Source organism: Streptomyces sp. NPDC107522 (assembly GCF_055657525.1).
Genome location: NZ_JBVKAU010000018.1, coordinates 108,978 through 123,832 on the forward strand (window position 1 = coordinate 108,978; position 14,855 = coordinate 123,832).

Here is a 14,855-nt window from a genome sequence, read left to right on the forward strand (position 1 = left end):
TCCCGTCGCTCACATCTCGAACGACTCGTGATGGATGCGGCGGGCGGGCACCCCCGCGCCGCGCAGGGCTTCGTACACGGATTGCGCGAAGCCGGCCGGCCCGCACATGAACACGTCGTGCTTGTCGATGTCGGGCAGCTTCTGCTTCAGCCGCTCCGCCGAGATGTCCGGCCGCTCGCCGTCCGGGCTGTTGACCGCGTACATCAGCCGGGCGCCGCGCTCGTCGGCGATGGCCGCGAGCTCGTCCCACAGCGCCAGGTCCTGGGTGCTGTTGGCCCGGTAGAGCAGGGTGATGTCGCCGGCCGCGCCGGGCAGCGTCTCGAACAGGGCCCGCATCGGCGTGATGCCGACCCCGCCGGCCACCAGCAGCACCTTGCCCCGGCTGCGGCGCTGGGCGGTCATGGCGCCGTACGGCCCCTCGGCCCACACCTTGGTGCCGGGCTGCAGGTCGCGAAGCCGGGACGTGTGGTCGCCGATCGCCTTGACGGTGATGCGCAGCATGTCCGGGCGGGGCGCCGCCGACAGCGAGTACGGGTGCGAACTGAACCGCATGCCCGGCGCCTTGAACCGCCAGCGGAAGAAGTGCCCCGCCTCCGCGCCCATACGGTGCAGCTTGCGCCCGCCGATCAGCACCGACACCACGCCCGGGGTCTCCTCGATGACCGCCTCGACGTACATCCGGTGGCGCAGGTTGAGGCGGATCGGGGTGAGGATCCGGTACCAGACCACCAGCGCGGTCACGGCCCCGTACAGCCCGTACCAGAAGGTCTTCGCGGACGGCTCGACGGCGAACTCGTTGCCGGTGGTGATCTGGTGCCAGAACGTCAGGAACACGGCGGCGTACGTCAGCAGGTGCACGTGGTACCAGGTGTCGTACGGGATCCGTCGGCGGATGCCTCCGATGGAGATGAACGCGATGAAGAACAGCAGACCGGTGCCGATGGCCGCCTTGCCCATGTCCGGCAGCGTGTTGACCGAGTCGATCGTCTGCTGGACGACGTCACCGAGCGTCTTGCCCGCCTGGAGCGCGTACGCCCACATGGTGAGGAAGACGTGCGCGATGACCAGGCAGACCGTGTAACGGCCGCTCATCGCGTGCCAGCGCGCCACCCGGTCCGAGCCCACCCGCCGCTCCAGCGCCGGCACCCGGGCCATCTGGAGCACCACGAGCGCCATGAGGTAGCCGGCCAGCAGACCGGTGATCCGGCCCGCGGCGAGGATCTTCGCGGTGTTGTCCGCGAGGGACGGCGTGTTGTCCCACCACAGCCACAGCACCGCCGCCGCGCCCGCCCATAGGGCGACGACCAGCGGGACGGCCGGGGAGCGGCGCGGTCGGATGCGGCGCATCGTCTGGCGGCGGGCGGCACGGCCGCCTGCGAGCGTGGTGGTCACGGTTCCTCCGGGGACGGGAGCAAGGGGAGTGCGTGATGGGCGTGGTCCCTTGGCCCAGAGATACGTGCGGGGAGGTCCGTGTGTTCAGTGCTGTTCGTTCAGTACCGGGTGATCGCCGTGGGTCCGCTCGCCGTCCCGATCGCGATGTGCGGTTTCCGGCGCGGATCGGCCCACTTGAGGATCCGCCGCATCGCCTCCGCGGGCACCGACACACAACCGGCCGTCGCCCCACGCCCCTTCACATGGAGGAAGATTCCGGCGCCCCGCCCCTTCACCGGACGCTCGTAGTTGAAGTCGATGACGAGCGCGTACGCGTACAGCGCCCCGTACGAGATCAGGTGCTCGGACTCGGCGGCCCGGCAGTCACGCGCCAGCGGTTCGGTCCAGCGGTTGTAGGCGCGGGAGTCGTTGTCCTGGCACCACCAGGAGTTCTGGTGAACGCGGCGGTACTCGTACGTCGTGCCGCGCGGCGCCGCCTCGATGCCGAAGGCGTACGGCAGCCCGTACAGCCCCGTCGGCGTGGTGTTCGTGCCCTGCTTGCGCGAGGTGCCCTCGACGAGCCCCTTCGCGCCGAAGCGGGCCGGCGCCGAACCGGCCTTCACCCACTGCCCGTCCACCCGGTCCCACCAGGTGACCGTCCCCGACGTCGAGCCGGACCTCGGTGCCATCGCGGTGATCAGCTGGGTACCGCCCCCGGTGTCGGCCATGCGCGCGGGCAGGGGAGGTGGCGTCCCGTCTCCCGGCGCCACGCCGAGGACGAGGAGGGACGCGGACGCGAGGGCGACGACACCGGGGCGCATGGCTCAGACGCTAGACGGAGGCAGCGGCAACGGCAGCCCGGGTAGGCCATCCAGGCTGGTCGCGATGTAGTCCTTCTTGGCGAAGTACGCGCTGAGCGAGTCGTCGTCCTCGCGCGCGAACCGCTTGCCGTGCAGGTCGCGGTCCTCGTCGTACGTCATGAGGGGCACCGCGTAGCCACAGGAGTCCCGGACGAGTTCGGCCCGTACCACGATGATCGCGCGCAGGCCGTGCAGGGACGGGTCGATGTCGGGGAAGTGGCCGAGCAGCTCCGTGAACCGTGGGTCGTCGCGGAAGACGGCCTCACCGCGGCCGTGCACGCGGACTATGTTGGGCGGGCCCTGGAAGGCGCACCACATGAGGGTGATCCGGCCGTTCTCCCGCAGATGGGCGATGGTCTCGGCGTTGGAACCGGCGAAGTCGAGGTAGGCCAGGGTGAGTTCGTCGAGGATCGCGAAGGAGCCCTTCAGACCCTTGGGGGAGAGGTTGACCGTGCCCTCGGCGGACAGGGGAGCCGTCGCGGTGAAGAAGACGGGCTGCTCCTCGATGAATGTGCGGAGCCTGCCGTCTATGCGCTCATAAGTTTTTCCCACGTCATCGAGTATGGGCCTGGGTCGTTCGGCTGTCTAAGGAATTGCTAGGTCCGCTTGCAGCCACCGAGGTGCGTCTGCAGCCACCACGGCCGCCCCGGCCGGCGTGCCAACGGGGCGGCCATGGCTGCCTGTCACGTCACTTGTCGAGCGTGCAAGCGGCCAGGGAGTTCAGTCCCTGCGGCTTCGCGGCGGTGCGGCCGATCGAGATGGCGATGCGGTCGATGGCGGCCGTGCGCTTGTCCTTCAGCGGGCCGAGGATCGCGTTCTGGACGAAGTTGGGTCCGCCCTGGCCGACGGTGTTGACCAGGCGCGTGTTGGCCTCCTGGATCTGGGTGTTGAGCAGCGCGAGGTTGCGGTCGACCTCGGCCTTGGCGGAGGCCGGGACCGAGGGCAGCTTCGACCGCACGTCGGGGCAGCTGATCGTGCCGACACCGGCTGCGTTGCCGCCGCTTCCGGTGTTGCCCGTGTTTCCGCCGGCCTGCTGCCCGGCGGTCGCCTTCGCGGTGGGCGTGGCCTTGGCGCCGCCACCCGCGTTGGTCCCGGTGGCGTTCAGGGTGCACGGCGCCAGCGCGTCCAGCCCCTGCGGCTTGGCCGCGGTGCGTCCGATTGCCGTCGCGATGCGGTTGACCGTGGCCACGCGCTTGTCCTTGAGCGGGCCGAGGATGGCGTTGTTGACGAAGTTGGGGCCGCCCTGGCCCACCGTGTCGACGAGGCGCTTGTTGGCCTCCTGGATCTGGGTGTTCAGGAGCGCGAGGTTGCGGTCGACCTCGGCCTTGGCGGAGGCCGGGACCGCGGGCAGCTTGGACCGGACGTCCGGGCAGGTGATCGTGCCCGGGCCCGCCAGGGTGCGGGCGCCGGTCGCGCTGCTCTTGGAGGTCTCCCCCGCGAGGGCGAAGCCGGCGATCACCGTGCCGGACAGTGCCACCGCGGCAGCGCCGCCGATGAACGCGACGCGACGCTTGTTGTACTTCGGAAGAGCCCTGGACATGCGGATGCCTCACTCGGGTCAGGTGGTCGTGGTCGACAAACGCGGCGCCTGCGTTCGGCGAGAGATACGGGTAAGCGGTTTCCCGCGTTCAAAGGCGGCTCGGATTTCCCAGCGCCGCGGGCCCGAATTGACGAATCATGCATAGCTCTGCATACTCATGCACGTCACTGTGTGGCAGGTTCGCACTAGCCTGACGACCGCCTCCCCGTTCACGCCACGGGGAGGCGGTGCCACACCCAGACCCTCCCGAGGAGCACGCAAGTGAGCAGCAACAGCGGTGACGTACGGCTCTGGGGCGGCCGTTTCGCCGACGGTCCCGCCGAGGCCCTGGCCAAGCTGTCCGCGTCCGTCCACTTCGACTGGCGGCTGGCGCCGTACGACATCGCCGGTTCGCGCGCCCACGCGCGTGTGCTGCACAAGGCGGGGCTCCTCACCGAGGACGAGCTGCAGCGCATGATCGCCGGGCTCGACCGGCTCGAAGCCGACGTGGCCTCGGGGGAGTTCGTCGGCACTATCGCCGACGAGGACGTCCACACGGCGCTGGAGCGCGGTCTGCTGGAGCGCCTCGGCCCCGACCTCGGCGGCAAGCTGCGTGCGGGCCGCTCCCGCAACGACCAGGTCGCGACCCTCTTCCGCATGTACCTGCGCGACCACGCCCGGATCATCGGCGGCCTGATCGCCGACCTCCAGGACGCGCTGATCGGCCTGGCCGAGGCCCACCCGGACGTGGCGATGCCCGGCCGCACCCACCTCCAGCACGCCCAGCCGGTCCTTTTCGCCCACCACGTCCTGGCGCACGTCCAGTCGCTGTCCCGGGATGCCGAACGCCTGCGCCAGTGGGACGAGCGGACAGCGGTTTCCCCCTACGGCTCCGGTGCCCTGGCGGGTTCCTCCCTCGGCCTGGACCCGGAGGCGGTGGCGAAGGACCTCGGCTTCGAGCACGGGTCCGCCGCCAACTCGATCGACGGCACGGCCTCGCGCGACTTCGTCGCCGAGTTCGCCTTCATCACCGCGATGATCGGCGTGAACCTCTCCCGGATCGCCGAGGAGGTCATCATCTGGAACACGAAGGAGTTCTCCTTCGTGACCCTGCACGACGCGTTCTCCACGGGCTCGTCGATCATGCCGCAGAAGAAGAACCCGGACATCGCGGAGCTGGCGCGCGGCAAGAGCGGCCGCCTGATCGGCAACCTGACCGGCCTCATGGCGACGCTCAAGGCCCTGCCCCTCGCCTACAACCGCGACCTCCAGGAGGACAAGGAGCCGGTCTTCGACTCCATCGACCAGCTCGAGGTCCTGCTCCCCGCCTTCACCGGCATGATGGCGACCCTCACCGTCCACCGCGAGCGCATGGAGGAACTGGCCCCCGCAGGCTTCTCCCTCGCCACCGACATCGCCGAGTGGCTGGTCAAGCAGGGCGTCCCGTTCCGGGTCGCGCACGAGGTCGCCGGCGAGTGCGTCAAGGTCGCCGAGGCCGAGGGCAAGGAGCTGGACGACCTGACGGACGAGCAGTTCGCGAAGATCTCCACCCACCTCACCCCCGAGGTCCGCTCCGTCCTCAACGTCCCCGGTGCCCTGGCCTCCCGCAACGGCCGTGGCGGTACGGCGCCCAGCGCGGTCGCGGTCCAGCTGGCCGAGGTGAAGACGGACGTGGCGGCGCAGCACGAGTGGGCGACGGCCAAGGGCGCCTAGCGTCCCGCAGTCGGAAGAAGGGCCCGGACATCGTGTCCGGGCCCTTCTTGCTGTCCGCCCCTGCCTCTTCGTGCTGTCCCAGCCCGCCCGGTAACGGTAAGGAATCGGCCACTGGCCGAAACCTTGACTTCCTTCTACTCGGAAGTAACTATTCCGGTTCCCGGTCGACATTGCCGAACACTGGTCGATCATGGACGAGCATGAAAGGGACATCATGCGCCGGAGACGCACAAGACGAACCGCCCGCCTCCTCGCCGCCGCCGCGACCGCCGCCCTGTGCGCCCTCGGTCTCACGGCCCCCGCGAGCGCCGCCGACACTCCGCCGCCCGGCGCCAACCACTGGTCCTGCAAGCCGGATTCGGCCCACCCTCAGCCCGTGGTCCTGGTGAACGGCACCTTCAAGACCTCGTACGAGAACTGGCTGACCCTCTCGCCCGCCCTCGCGGACGCCGGTTACTGCGTCTTCTCCTTCGAGTACGGCGGCCTGGAGACGGCCCCGATCCCGGACTCGGCGGCCGAACTGCGCGACTTCGTGAACGCCGTACTCGGCGCGACCGGCGCCAAGAGGGTCGACATCGTCGGGCACAGCCAGGGCGGCATGATGCCCCGCTACTACGTCAAGTTCCTGGGCGGCGCGACCAAGGTCGACGACCTCGTCGGCATCGTGCCCTCCAACCACGGCACCACCAACCCGCTCGCCCTCGTCGCCGGCGCCACCCTCTGCCCCTCCTGCGTCGACCAGACCGCCGGTTCGGACTTCCTGCAGAAGCTCAACGCCGACCCGGAGACCCCGGTCGGCCCCGACTACACGGCGATCGCCACGAAGTACGACGAGGTCGTGCTGCCGTACACCAGCTCCTTCCTCAGCGGGCCCGCCTCCTACGTCACCAACGTCCTGCTCCAGGACCGCTGCCCGCTCGACCTCACCGAGCACGACCAGGCGCCCAAGTCCGCGCTGGTGCGGCAGTGGGTGCTCGACGCCCTCAAGCGGAACGGGCCTGCAGACCCGTCCTTCGGGCCGCGTTGCGTCAGCGCGGGCTGAGCCGTCGCGTCCGCCCGGGCCGAGGCGGACGGGCGTCGGTAGATTGGTGCGGGTTACCCGTCCGCCGATCGTGCCCGGAGACCGCCATGCCGTTCAGCCGTCTGGCCGCCGCCACCACGCCCACCGCACATCTGGGACTCGGCCTGGCCGCCGTGGGCCGCCCGGGGTACATCAACCTCGGCCGGGAGGACGACCTCCCGGCCGAGCGCACCGTCGACGCCCTGCGCGAGCGCACCCACGAACTCCTCGACGCCGCCTACGCCCAGGGCGTCCGCTACTTCGACGTCGCCCGCTCCTACGGCCGTTCGGAGGAGTTCCTCGCCGACTGGCTGAACGCCCGCCCCGACATCGACGACATCGTCGTCGGCAGCAAGTGGGGCTACACCTACACCGCCGGCTGGACGACCGACGCCGAGAAGCACGAGGTCAAGGACCACAGCCTCCAGACGTACGAGCGTCAGCGCGCCGAGACCGACGCCCTGCTCGGCGACCGGCTCGACCTCTACCAGATCCACTCGGTGACGCCGGACAGCCCCGCCCTCACCGACAAGGACCTCCACGCGAGGCTCGCCGAAGCCGCGGCCCAGGGCCTCACCATCGGCTTCTCCACCAGCGGCCCCGCCCAGGCCGACGCGATCCGCGCCGCCCTCGCCGTGACCGTCGAGGGCGAGCCCCTCTTCCGTACCGTCCAGTCGACGTACAACGCCCTGGAGACCTCGGCCGGCCCCGCCCTCGCCGAGGCCCACGACGCGGGGCTCACGGTGATCGTCAAGGAAGGCATGGCCAACGGACGGCTCGCGGGCCCGTACGCCCCGGACGCGCTGAAGGCCGTAGCCGAAGAGACGTCTCTGGGATGCGACGCCGTCGCCCTCGCGCTGATCCTCCGCCAGTCCTGGGTCGGTGTGGTCCTCTCCGGCGCCGCGACGACCGTACAGCTCGCGTCCAACCTGCACGCGGCGGTCGTCGACCTCGACGAGGACCAGCTGGAGCGGCTCGCCACGCTGGTGGAGGAGCCGGGCGCGTACTGGGAGCGGCGCGGGCAGCTGCCCTGGCACTGACGTACGCCTCTTGATCACCCGACGGGGAGTGTGAGTCGCGCACGCCCAGAATGAGACATCAATGTCTCACATGCGCTATGGTTGTCTCATGGCTGTCGACCGTGACCACGTACTCCGCAGTGCCGCAGCCCTGCTGACCCGCAAATCCACCGCGACCATGGACGAGGTCGCCAAGGCCGCCGGGATCAGCAGGGCCACGCTGCACCGCCACTTCGCCGGGCGCGACGCCCTCGTGCGGGCACTGGAGGCGCTCGGTATCGAGGAGTGCGAGACCGCGTTGGACGCGGCCGAACTGGACGCCGGCACCGCGACCGACGCCGTACGCCGTCTCGTCCGCGAGGTCGAGCCCGCCGCCGGGCTGCTCGCCTTCCTCTACACCGAGAACCAGCTGTTCGAGGGCGAGGAGCAGAACGCGGGCTGGACCCGGATCGACGACCGCATCGGCGCCCTGTTCCGGCGCGGCCAGCGGAGCGGCGAGTTCCGCATCGACCTCACACCGGCGTGGCTCACCGAGGCGCTGTACGGCCTGCTGGCCTCCGGCGCCTGGCTGGTGCAGAGCGGCAAGGGCGCGCCCAAGGACTTCCAGCACATGATCGTCGAGCTGCTGCTCGGCGGCGCACTACGACATCACGCACCACAGAGAGAGGAATCATGACCAGCACCCTGCAGCCGGCGACCACGACCGAGGCGGTGAAGCGCCCGGGCCGCTGGCTCGCGCTGTCCGTCCTGGTGCTCGCCGTGCTGCTGGTGGCCGTCGACGCGACCGTCCTCGGCCTGGCAACCCCCTACATCAGCGAGGACCTGAAGCCGTCGGGCACCCAGTTGCTCTGGATGGGCGACGTCTACTCGTTCGTCATCGCAGGTCTGCTGGTGTCGATGGGCAGCCTCGGCGACCGCATCGGCCGCAAGCGGATCCTGCTCGTCGGCGCCACCGCGTTCGGGGCGATATCCGTCCTCAACGCCTACGCGACGACCCCTGAACTGATGATCCTGGCCCGGGCGTTGCTCGGCGTCGCGGGCGCCACCCTGATGCCGGCGACCCTCGCCCTGATCCGCAACATCTTCCACGACCCGCGCGAACGCAGCCTCGCCGTCGGTATCTGGGGCGCGACCGCCTCCGCCGGTACGGCCGTCGGCCCGATCGCCGGCGGCTTCCTGCTCGAACACTTCTGGTGGGGATCGGTCTTCCTGATCAACCTGCCGGTGATGGCGGTCCTCGTCCTCGTCGGCATCAGGCTGCTGCCCGAATCGCGGAACCCGAATCCCGGCCCCTGGGACCTGGTCAGCGTCGTCCTGTCGCTCGTCGGCATGGTCGGCATCGTGTACGCCGTCAAGGAGGCCGCCGCGCACGGCTTCACGTGGGAGGCGACGGCGGTGGGCCTGCTGGGCATGGCCGCGCTGTACGGCTTCGTACGCCGCCAGCTGACCCTGCCGACCCCGCTGCTGGACATGCGGCTGTTCCGCAACCGCGGCTTCAGCGGCGCGGTCCTGGCCGACCTGCTGACCATCCTCGGCCTGTCCGGCCTGGTGTTCTTCCTCTCCCAGTTCCTGCAACTCGTGCAGGGCAGGGGCCCCTTGGAGGCGGGCCTGGCCGAACTGCCCGCCGCGATCGGCGCGGTGGTGGCCGGCCTGATCGCCGGCCGAGCGGCTCGCCGCTTCTCGGTGCGGGCCGTCGTCTCGGGCGGCCTCGCGGCCATCGGCCTCGCCCTGGCCGTGCTCACGGTGATCGACCGCTCGACGGGCTACCCCCTGCTCGGGGCCGCCCTGCTGGTCGTCGGCGTGGGCGCGGGCTTCTCCTTCACGGTGACGTCCGACGTGATCCTCGGCTCCGTACCGAAGGAGCAGGCGGGCGCGGCGTCGGCGGTCTCGGAGACGGCGTACGAACTGGGCGCGGCCCTGGGAATCGCCGTACTGGGTTCGATCGTGACAGGTGTGTACCGGGGTTTCGCGGGCCCGGCGGGCACTCCGGCGGAGGCGCACGAGTCGCTGGGCGGTGCGGTGGAGGCAGCTGCGGGATTGCCCGCCGCGACCTCCGAGGCTTTGCTGGACGCGGCCCGGCAGTCCTTCGTGGACGGCTTGGCGCTGGCAGCGGGGGTAGGCGCGGCGGTCCTGCTCACTGCGGCAGTGGCAGCGTGGTTCCTCCTCCGCGGCCAACGGCTGGACAGCGCCGCTTAAGGGGCGCGGGGCTGTATCGAGATGCGGCTCCGCCGCGTGGGCGCGACAAGCCACGTACGACCCGCAGCAGCCGTACCTGAGAGCCCGAACGGCGTTACGCGGCTTCCTTGGCCTTGCTCGCGTACATGTCCACGTACTCCTGCCCCGACAGCCGCATGACCTCAGCCATCACGGAGTCGGTCACGGCACGCAGGACGTACCGATCCCGGTCCATCCCCTCATACCGGGAGAACTCCATGGCCTCGCCGAACCGCACCGTCACCTTCCGAGGCCGAGGCATCCCTGCCCCACCCGGCTGAATCTTGTCGGTGCCGATCATGGCGAAGGGAACTACGGGCGCACCGGTCATCAGCGTCAACCGCGCGATACCGGTGCGCCCCCGGTACAGCCGCCCGTCGGGCGACCGCGTGCCCTCGGGGTAGATGCCGAAGACCTTGCCCTCCTCCAGCACCCGACGCCCGGTCATCAGCGCGGCGACCCCGCCCCGGCCGCCGTCCCGGTCGACGGGGATCATGCCGACGCCTGTGAAGAACCAGGCCATCAGCCGGCCCTTGAGGCCCTTGCCGGTGACGTACTCGTCCTTGCCGATGAAGAAGACCTGACGGTCGCAGACCAGCGGCAGGATCATCGAGTCGATGAACGTGAGGTGGTTGCCGGCCAGGATGACCGGACCGTCGCCCGGGATGTGCTCCGCGCCCTCCACCTGTGGGCGGAACATCAGGCGCATGATCGGTCCGAGCACTGCCTTGATGAGCGCGAAGCGGGACAACGGGCCCTCCGGGGTCAAGGGGATGGCGAGGGAACTGTATGAGTCTGTGCAGGTGAGGACGATACTCGCGGTTCCCGGGGTCCCGCACATCGGGTGGGCCGACTTCACCGACGCCTTACGCACTGTTGACGCAGGTTTACCTGCGGTGGCGTGCCGTGGGCGGTGTGTAACGCGCCCGCCATGATGTGACGGACATCGCCCGGAGGCCGTAGCGGACGAGTTCCCCCCACCGCGCAACCCATACCGACGGACCGTCACCTCACCTTTCCCGTACGACATTCAGCGTCACCCGCGAGTTCTGCCGTAAGTCTCCCGTCCGTCATATGGACGCACCTACGATCAGCGCGCACTGACGAACGAACGGGCAGAGAGGGTGCTCATGGGAACGCAGGAGAACGAGCAGACGGGCGTCACCGGACGGCGCATGCTTCTCGGCGCGGCCGTGCTCGGCGCGGGCGGAGCGGTCCTCGGGCTGTCCGGTACTGCGAAGGCCGCCGAGGCCCGGCAGGGTGGCGGTGTGAAGAGCCTGCCCAAGCCGACCATCATCGGCCACCGCGGGGCCAGCGGCTACCGGCCCGAGCACACCCTCGGCTCCTACCAGCTGGCCCTCGACATGGGCGCCGACATCGTCGAGGCGGGCGACCTGGTGCCCACCAGGGACGGCCACCTCGTCTGCCGGCACGAGCCGGAGATCGGCGGCACGACCGATGTCGCGGACCATCCCGAGTTCGCCGACCGCAAGAAGACGAAGGTCCTCGACGGCGTCTCCACCACCGGCTGGTTCACCGAGGACTTCACGCTCGCCGAGCTGAAGACCCTGCGCGCCATCGAGCGCATCCCGGCCAACCGCCCGCACAACACCCTTTACAACGGCCGCTGGGAGATCCCGACCTTCGAAGAGGTCCTGAAGTGGCAGGACGAGCAGACCCGCAAGCGGGGCAAGCAGGTATGGATCTACCCCGAGCTCAAGCACCCCACCTACTTCCGCAAGCAGGGCCTCGCCCTGGAGGAGCGGGTCGCCAAGGTGCTGCACAAGTACGGCAGGGACCGGCGGAACTCGCCGGTCATCATCCAGTCCTTCGAGCCGACCAGCATCCAGCGCCTGAACAAGCTCGTCGACAACCCGCTCGTGGTCCTGCTCTCCGGGCCGGCCACCCGCCCCTGGGACTTCGTCGAGACGGGCGACCCGCGCACCGTCGCCGACCTGGTCAAGCCGGCCGGCCTGCGCGAGATCGCCTCCTACGCCCAGGGCATCGGCCCCACCCTGGACCTGATCATCCCGAAGGACGCGAACGGCAACCTCACCACGCCCACCACGCTCGTGAGCGACGCGCACAAGGTCGGCCTGATCCTGCACCCCTGGACCATGCGCAACGAGAACCCCTTCCTCCCCGCGAACTTCCGCAAGGGCACCGACGCGGACGCCTACGGCGATGTGTTCGGCGCCTACAAGACGTACTTCGCGACCGGCATCGACGGTGTCTTCACCGACAACCCCGACACGGGAGTGCTGGCCCGCGAGGACTTCGTCAACAGCTGAGACCCGCACCCCGTTCGGGGTGACTGTCGGCCGCCCGGGCAACCCTGTGCCCGGGCGGCCGCGTCGTGCCGCATATGACGGACGACCTGGTTGCCGCCCTGCGCCCCCTGCTCACCGCCGAGGCCTCCGCCGAAGCGCACGCCTGCGGAGCGGAGGCGGGCGACCTGGAACAGGCGGTCTGGCTCCGCCTCCTGGAACGCCTAGACTCGGACGGCCCACCCGTCGACCCGCCGGGCTGGCTGCGCAGGGCGGTCCGCTCCGAGGCACGCCGCAGCCGCCGTACGACGCGGCGCGAACGGCCGTACGAGAACGAGCCGGCGGACGACAGCACCGACGACCCCGAACACCTCGTCCTCGAGGCCGCCCGCCGCCGAGCCCTGCGGGAGGCGGTACGCCGCCTGCCGGGCCGCTGCCCTCGCCTCGTGGAGGCGCTGCTCTCCCCTGAGGACCTGACATACCGGGAAATCGCGGGGGAGTTGGGTATCTCACAGGGCAGTCTCGGCCCGGAACGTTCCAGATGCCTGGGATGTCTGCGTCGAATGCTGACACCGGAGGTTGCGGCCCGCAGCACGCGGGGATAGGAGTGAGGAACGACAGCTGATCAGGTGAGCGGGAGGCGTGCGCACATGGGCATGAGCGTGACCATCTCGGCGGCGACCGAGCAGGACGCGGAGCAGATCTTCAGGCTGCAGTACCTGTGCTTCCAGAGCGAGGCGGCGCTGTACGGCAACTACCGCATCGACCCGCTCGTCCAGACCCTGGACTCGGTCCGCGCGGAGGTCGCCGCGGACTGCGTCTTCGTGGCGCGGCTCGGCGACGAGGTCGTCGGCTCGGTCCGCGGCAGCGTCACCGCGGACGGCGCCGCCGCCATCGGCAAGCTCTGCGTCCACCCCCGCCTCCAGGGCCACGGCATCGGGGCGAGGCTGCTGCGCGCGGCCGAAGCCGCCCTGGTGGAAGAGCGGGGCGCCACGAAGTTCCGCCTCTTCACGGGCCACCGCAGCGAGGGCAACCTGCGCCTGTACCGCAAGGTGGGCTACGAGGCGGTGGGCACGTCGAAGGGCGCGGACGGCGTACCGATGATCGTGCTGGAGAAGCAGGCGGGGGCTTACGCCGCTACTGCTTGACGGCCCCTGCCTTGCGGAGCCAGTACAGGGCCGACAGGGGTAGCACTACGGGGATGAAGAGGTACCCCATGCCGTAGTCGGACCAGACCGTGGCGTCAGGGAACGCCGAGGGCTCCACCAAGGTCCAGGTGCCGACAATCAGAACGCCCGCGAGTTCGGCGGCACAGCACACCAGTGCCGCCTTGCGGGCCTTCTCGCCGCCCCTGACGAGCGTGTACGTGATGAAGCCGTACACCAAGCCCGCCACCGCCGACAGCGAGTACGCCAGCGGCGCCCGGTCGAACTCCGTCGCGATCTGGTACACCGAGCGGGACACGGCCCCGACCACCATCACGCCGTACAGCCACACCAGCAGCATCCCGGGCCCGCTGATCAGCCGTGTCCTGGTCGGCTTCTCCTCGGTCACGGCCACCTCAGCCTCCCCAGATGTCATAGAGCCGCACCTCCAGCACGGCCAGCACCACACCGCCCGCGGCGACCGTCACCGAACCCCACTTGGAGCGCTCGGCGAGCGACATGAACCCGGCGGCCGGAACACACGCGAACGCGCCCAGCAGATACGCCACGAAGATCGTCGTGCCCTGATCCGGCTTCTCGCCCCGTGTCAGCAGCACGATCCCGACCACCAGCTGCACCAGGGCCAGCACCGTCACCACGGCCATCCCGATGAAGTGCCAGTCCTTCGTCGGCTGGTCACGGTAGGCCGCCCAGCCGCACCACGCGGCGAGCAGCAGCGCGGCGACACCGGTCACCAGCGTCAGGGCATCAAACATGCGGCGAGCCTATTACGGGCCAAAAGGGCTGGTGCGGCCACCCCCGACGGGCACCTTAGGGTCGAGGGCATGAAGATCCGCGCACAAGCCCTCCTGTTCGACAACGACGGCACCCTCGTCTCCTCCCTCGCCTCCGTGGACCGCTGCTGGGCGCGGTGGGCCGAGGAGTACGGCATCACGGAGGAGTTCGGACGGGTCGAGCTGCACGGGCGCCCGGCGGTCGAGATAGTCGCCGAGCTGCTGCCCGCCGATGTCGTGCCGGAGGCCCTCGCGCGGATCGAGACGCTGGAGGTGGAGGACGTACCGAACGGGGGCGTGCACCTGCTCCCCGGCACGAAGGCGTTCCTCGACGCGCTGCCTGCCGACCGCTGGGCCGTCGTCACCTCCGCCACCCGCCGGCTGGCCGAGGCCCGGCTCGACGCCGTCGGCATCCTCCCCAAGACGATGGTCACCGCCGACGACATCACGCGCGGCAAGCCGGACCCCGAGCCCTACCTCCTCGCCGCCCGCGAACTGGGCGTCGACCCGGCCCACTGCGTCGTCTTCGAGGACGCCCCGGCGGGTCTGGCGGCCGGTCGCGCGGCCGGGATGACCACCGTGGCGTTGACCACAACCCACCAGGCCCACGAGCTCGACGCCGACCTCGTCGTGCAGGACCTGTCGGCCCTGTCCGCGCTGGTCAGCGACGGGTCCGTGGAGATCTCCGTCCGCGGCTGAGGAGTGTCCGCCGGCTGTCCACCGCTGTCCAGTATGCGGACAGCGGCGGCCGGTAAGGACCGTACGTCTGGTTTACTGATCGCATGACCACGACGAGCTGCCGCACTGCTGCGACCGAGGCGACCATGACGCCCGGTGCTCGTTGTATGTGTCGAATGTGCGCCTTCTAGAGGGCCCCTGCACCACCTGAGCCT

16 protein-coding genes are annotated in these 14,855 nt (G+C 70.1%); 9 read left to right on the plus strand and 7 right to left on the minus strand.

Going from position 1 to position 14,855, the window contains the following annotated elements:
• Positions 1-9: 9 nt before the first annotated feature.
• From ACZ7L6_RS36580 to ACZ7L6_RS36595, 4 genes are all read right to left on the minus strand, one after another.
• Positions 10-1,392 (minus strand): ferredoxin reductase family protein, encoded by a 1,383-nt coding sequence (locus ACZ7L6_RS36580; RefSeq protein ID WP_471931623.1) that lies wholly within the window; start codon positions 1,390-1,392, stop codon positions 10-12.
• A gap of 98 nt (positions 1,393-1,490) precedes the next feature.
• Positions 1,491-2,192, minus strand: coding sequence for a L,D-transpeptidase family protein (locus ACZ7L6_RS36585; protein ID WP_471931625.1), 702 nt, complete (start codon positions 2,190-2,192; stop codon positions 1,491-1,493).
• A 3-nt stretch (positions 2,193-2,195) separates the two neighbouring features.
• Positions 2,196-2,783: a pyridoxamine 5'-phosphate oxidase family protein gene (locus ACZ7L6_RS36590; RefSeq protein WP_471931627.1), complete on the minus strand. Its 588-nt coding sequence runs from the start codon at positions 2,781-2,783 to the stop codon at positions 2,196-2,198.
• Between the two features lie 136 nt (positions 2,784-2,919).
• Positions 2,920-3,771 (minus strand): hypothetical protein, encoded by an 852-nt coding sequence (locus ACZ7L6_RS36595; protein WP_471931629.1) that lies wholly within the window; start codon positions 3,769-3,771, stop codon positions 2,920-2,922.
• A 261-nt stretch (positions 3,772-4,032) separates the two neighbouring features.
• On the opposite strand from ACZ7L6_RS36595, the gene argH reads away from it, so the two are divergent.
• The 5 genes from argH (at position 4,033) to ACZ7L6_RS36620 (ending at position 9,738) form a co-directional block, all read left to right on the plus strand.
• Complete coding sequence (gene argH, locus ACZ7L6_RS36600; RefSeq protein WP_471931631.1) at positions 4,033-5,463, plus strand: argininosuccinate lyase; 1,431 nt, start codon at positions 4,033-4,035, stop codon at positions 5,461-5,463.
• A gap of 190 nt (positions 5,464-5,653) precedes the next feature.
• Positions 5,654-6,505 (plus strand): alpha/beta fold hydrolase, encoded by an 852-nt coding sequence (locus ACZ7L6_RS36605; protein ID WP_471931633.1) that lies wholly within the window; start codon positions 5,654-5,656, stop codon positions 6,503-6,505.
• Positions 6,506-6,591: 86 nt separating this feature from the next.
• Entirely contained in the window at positions 6,592-7,563 is a 972-nt protein-coding gene (locus tag ACZ7L6_RS36610) for an aldo/keto reductase (protein WP_471931635.1), read from the plus strand.
• A gap of 88 nt (positions 7,564-7,651) precedes the next feature.
• Complete coding sequence (locus ACZ7L6_RS36615; RefSeq protein WP_471931637.1) at positions 7,652-8,218, plus strand: TetR/AcrR family transcriptional regulator; 567 nt, start codon at positions 7,652-7,654, stop codon at positions 8,216-8,218.
• A complete protein-coding gene (locus ACZ7L6_RS36620) occupies positions 8,215-9,738 on the plus strand; it encodes an MFS transporter (protein WP_471931639.1) in 1,524 nt (507 codons plus the stop codon). The genes ACZ7L6_RS36615 and ACZ7L6_RS36620 overlap by 4 nt, the downstream gene beginning before the upstream one ends.
• Positions 9,739-9,832: 94 nt before the next feature.
• On the opposite strand, the gene ACZ7L6_RS36625 is transcribed toward ACZ7L6_RS36620, so the two are convergent.
• The gene (locus ACZ7L6_RS36625) at positions 9,833-10,507 is read right to left on the minus strand and encodes a lysophospholipid acyltransferase family protein (RefSeq protein ID WP_037890327.1); all 675 of its coding nucleotides are present in this window, start codon (positions 10,505-10,507) and stop codon (positions 9,833-9,835) included.
• A gap of 379 nt (positions 10,508-10,886) precedes the next feature.
• On the opposite strand from ACZ7L6_RS36625, the gene ACZ7L6_RS36630 reads away from it, so the two are divergent.
• From ACZ7L6_RS36630 to ACZ7L6_RS36640, 3 genes are all read left to right on the plus strand, one after another.
• A complete protein-coding gene (locus tag ACZ7L6_RS36630) occupies positions 10,887-12,047 on the plus strand; it encodes a glycerophosphodiester phosphodiesterase (RefSeq protein WP_471931641.1) in 1,161 nt (386 codons plus the stop codon).
• 74 nt (positions 12,048-12,121) lie between these two features.
• Positions 12,122-12,628 (plus strand): sigma-70 family RNA polymerase sigma factor, encoded by a 507-nt coding sequence (locus ACZ7L6_RS36635; protein WP_471931643.1) that lies wholly within the window; start codon positions 12,122-12,124, stop codon positions 12,626-12,628.
• A 45-nt stretch (positions 12,629-12,673) separates the two neighbouring features.
• A complete protein-coding gene (locus ACZ7L6_RS36640; protein WP_471931645.1) occupies positions 12,674-13,171 on the plus strand; it encodes a GNAT family N-acetyltransferase in 498 nt (165 codons plus the stop codon).
• On the opposite strand, the gene ACZ7L6_RS36645 is transcribed toward ACZ7L6_RS36640, so the two are convergent.
• Entirely contained in the window at positions 13,161-13,604 is a 444-nt protein-coding gene (locus ACZ7L6_RS36645) for a hypothetical protein (RefSeq protein WP_471931647.1), read from the minus strand. The two genes, ACZ7L6_RS36640 and ACZ7L6_RS36645, sit on opposite strands and share 11 nt — an antisense overlap.
• Positions 13,585-13,944: a hypothetical protein gene (locus ACZ7L6_RS36650; protein ID WP_471931649.1), complete on the minus strand. Its 360-nt coding sequence runs from the start codon at positions 13,942-13,944 to the stop codon at positions 13,585-13,587. Before ACZ7L6_RS36650 ends, ACZ7L6_RS36645 begins: the two co-directional genes overlap by 20 nt.
• Positions 13,945-14,013: 69 nt before the next feature.
• Here ACZ7L6_RS36650 and ACZ7L6_RS36655 point away from each other — a divergent pair, with 69 nt between their 5' ends.
• Positions 14,014-14,661, plus strand: a complete 648-nt coding sequence (locus tag ACZ7L6_RS36655; RefSeq protein WP_471931651.1) for an HAD family hydrolase — start codon at positions 14,014-14,016, stop codon at positions 14,659-14,661.
• Positions 14,662-14,855: the final 194 nt, after the last annotated feature.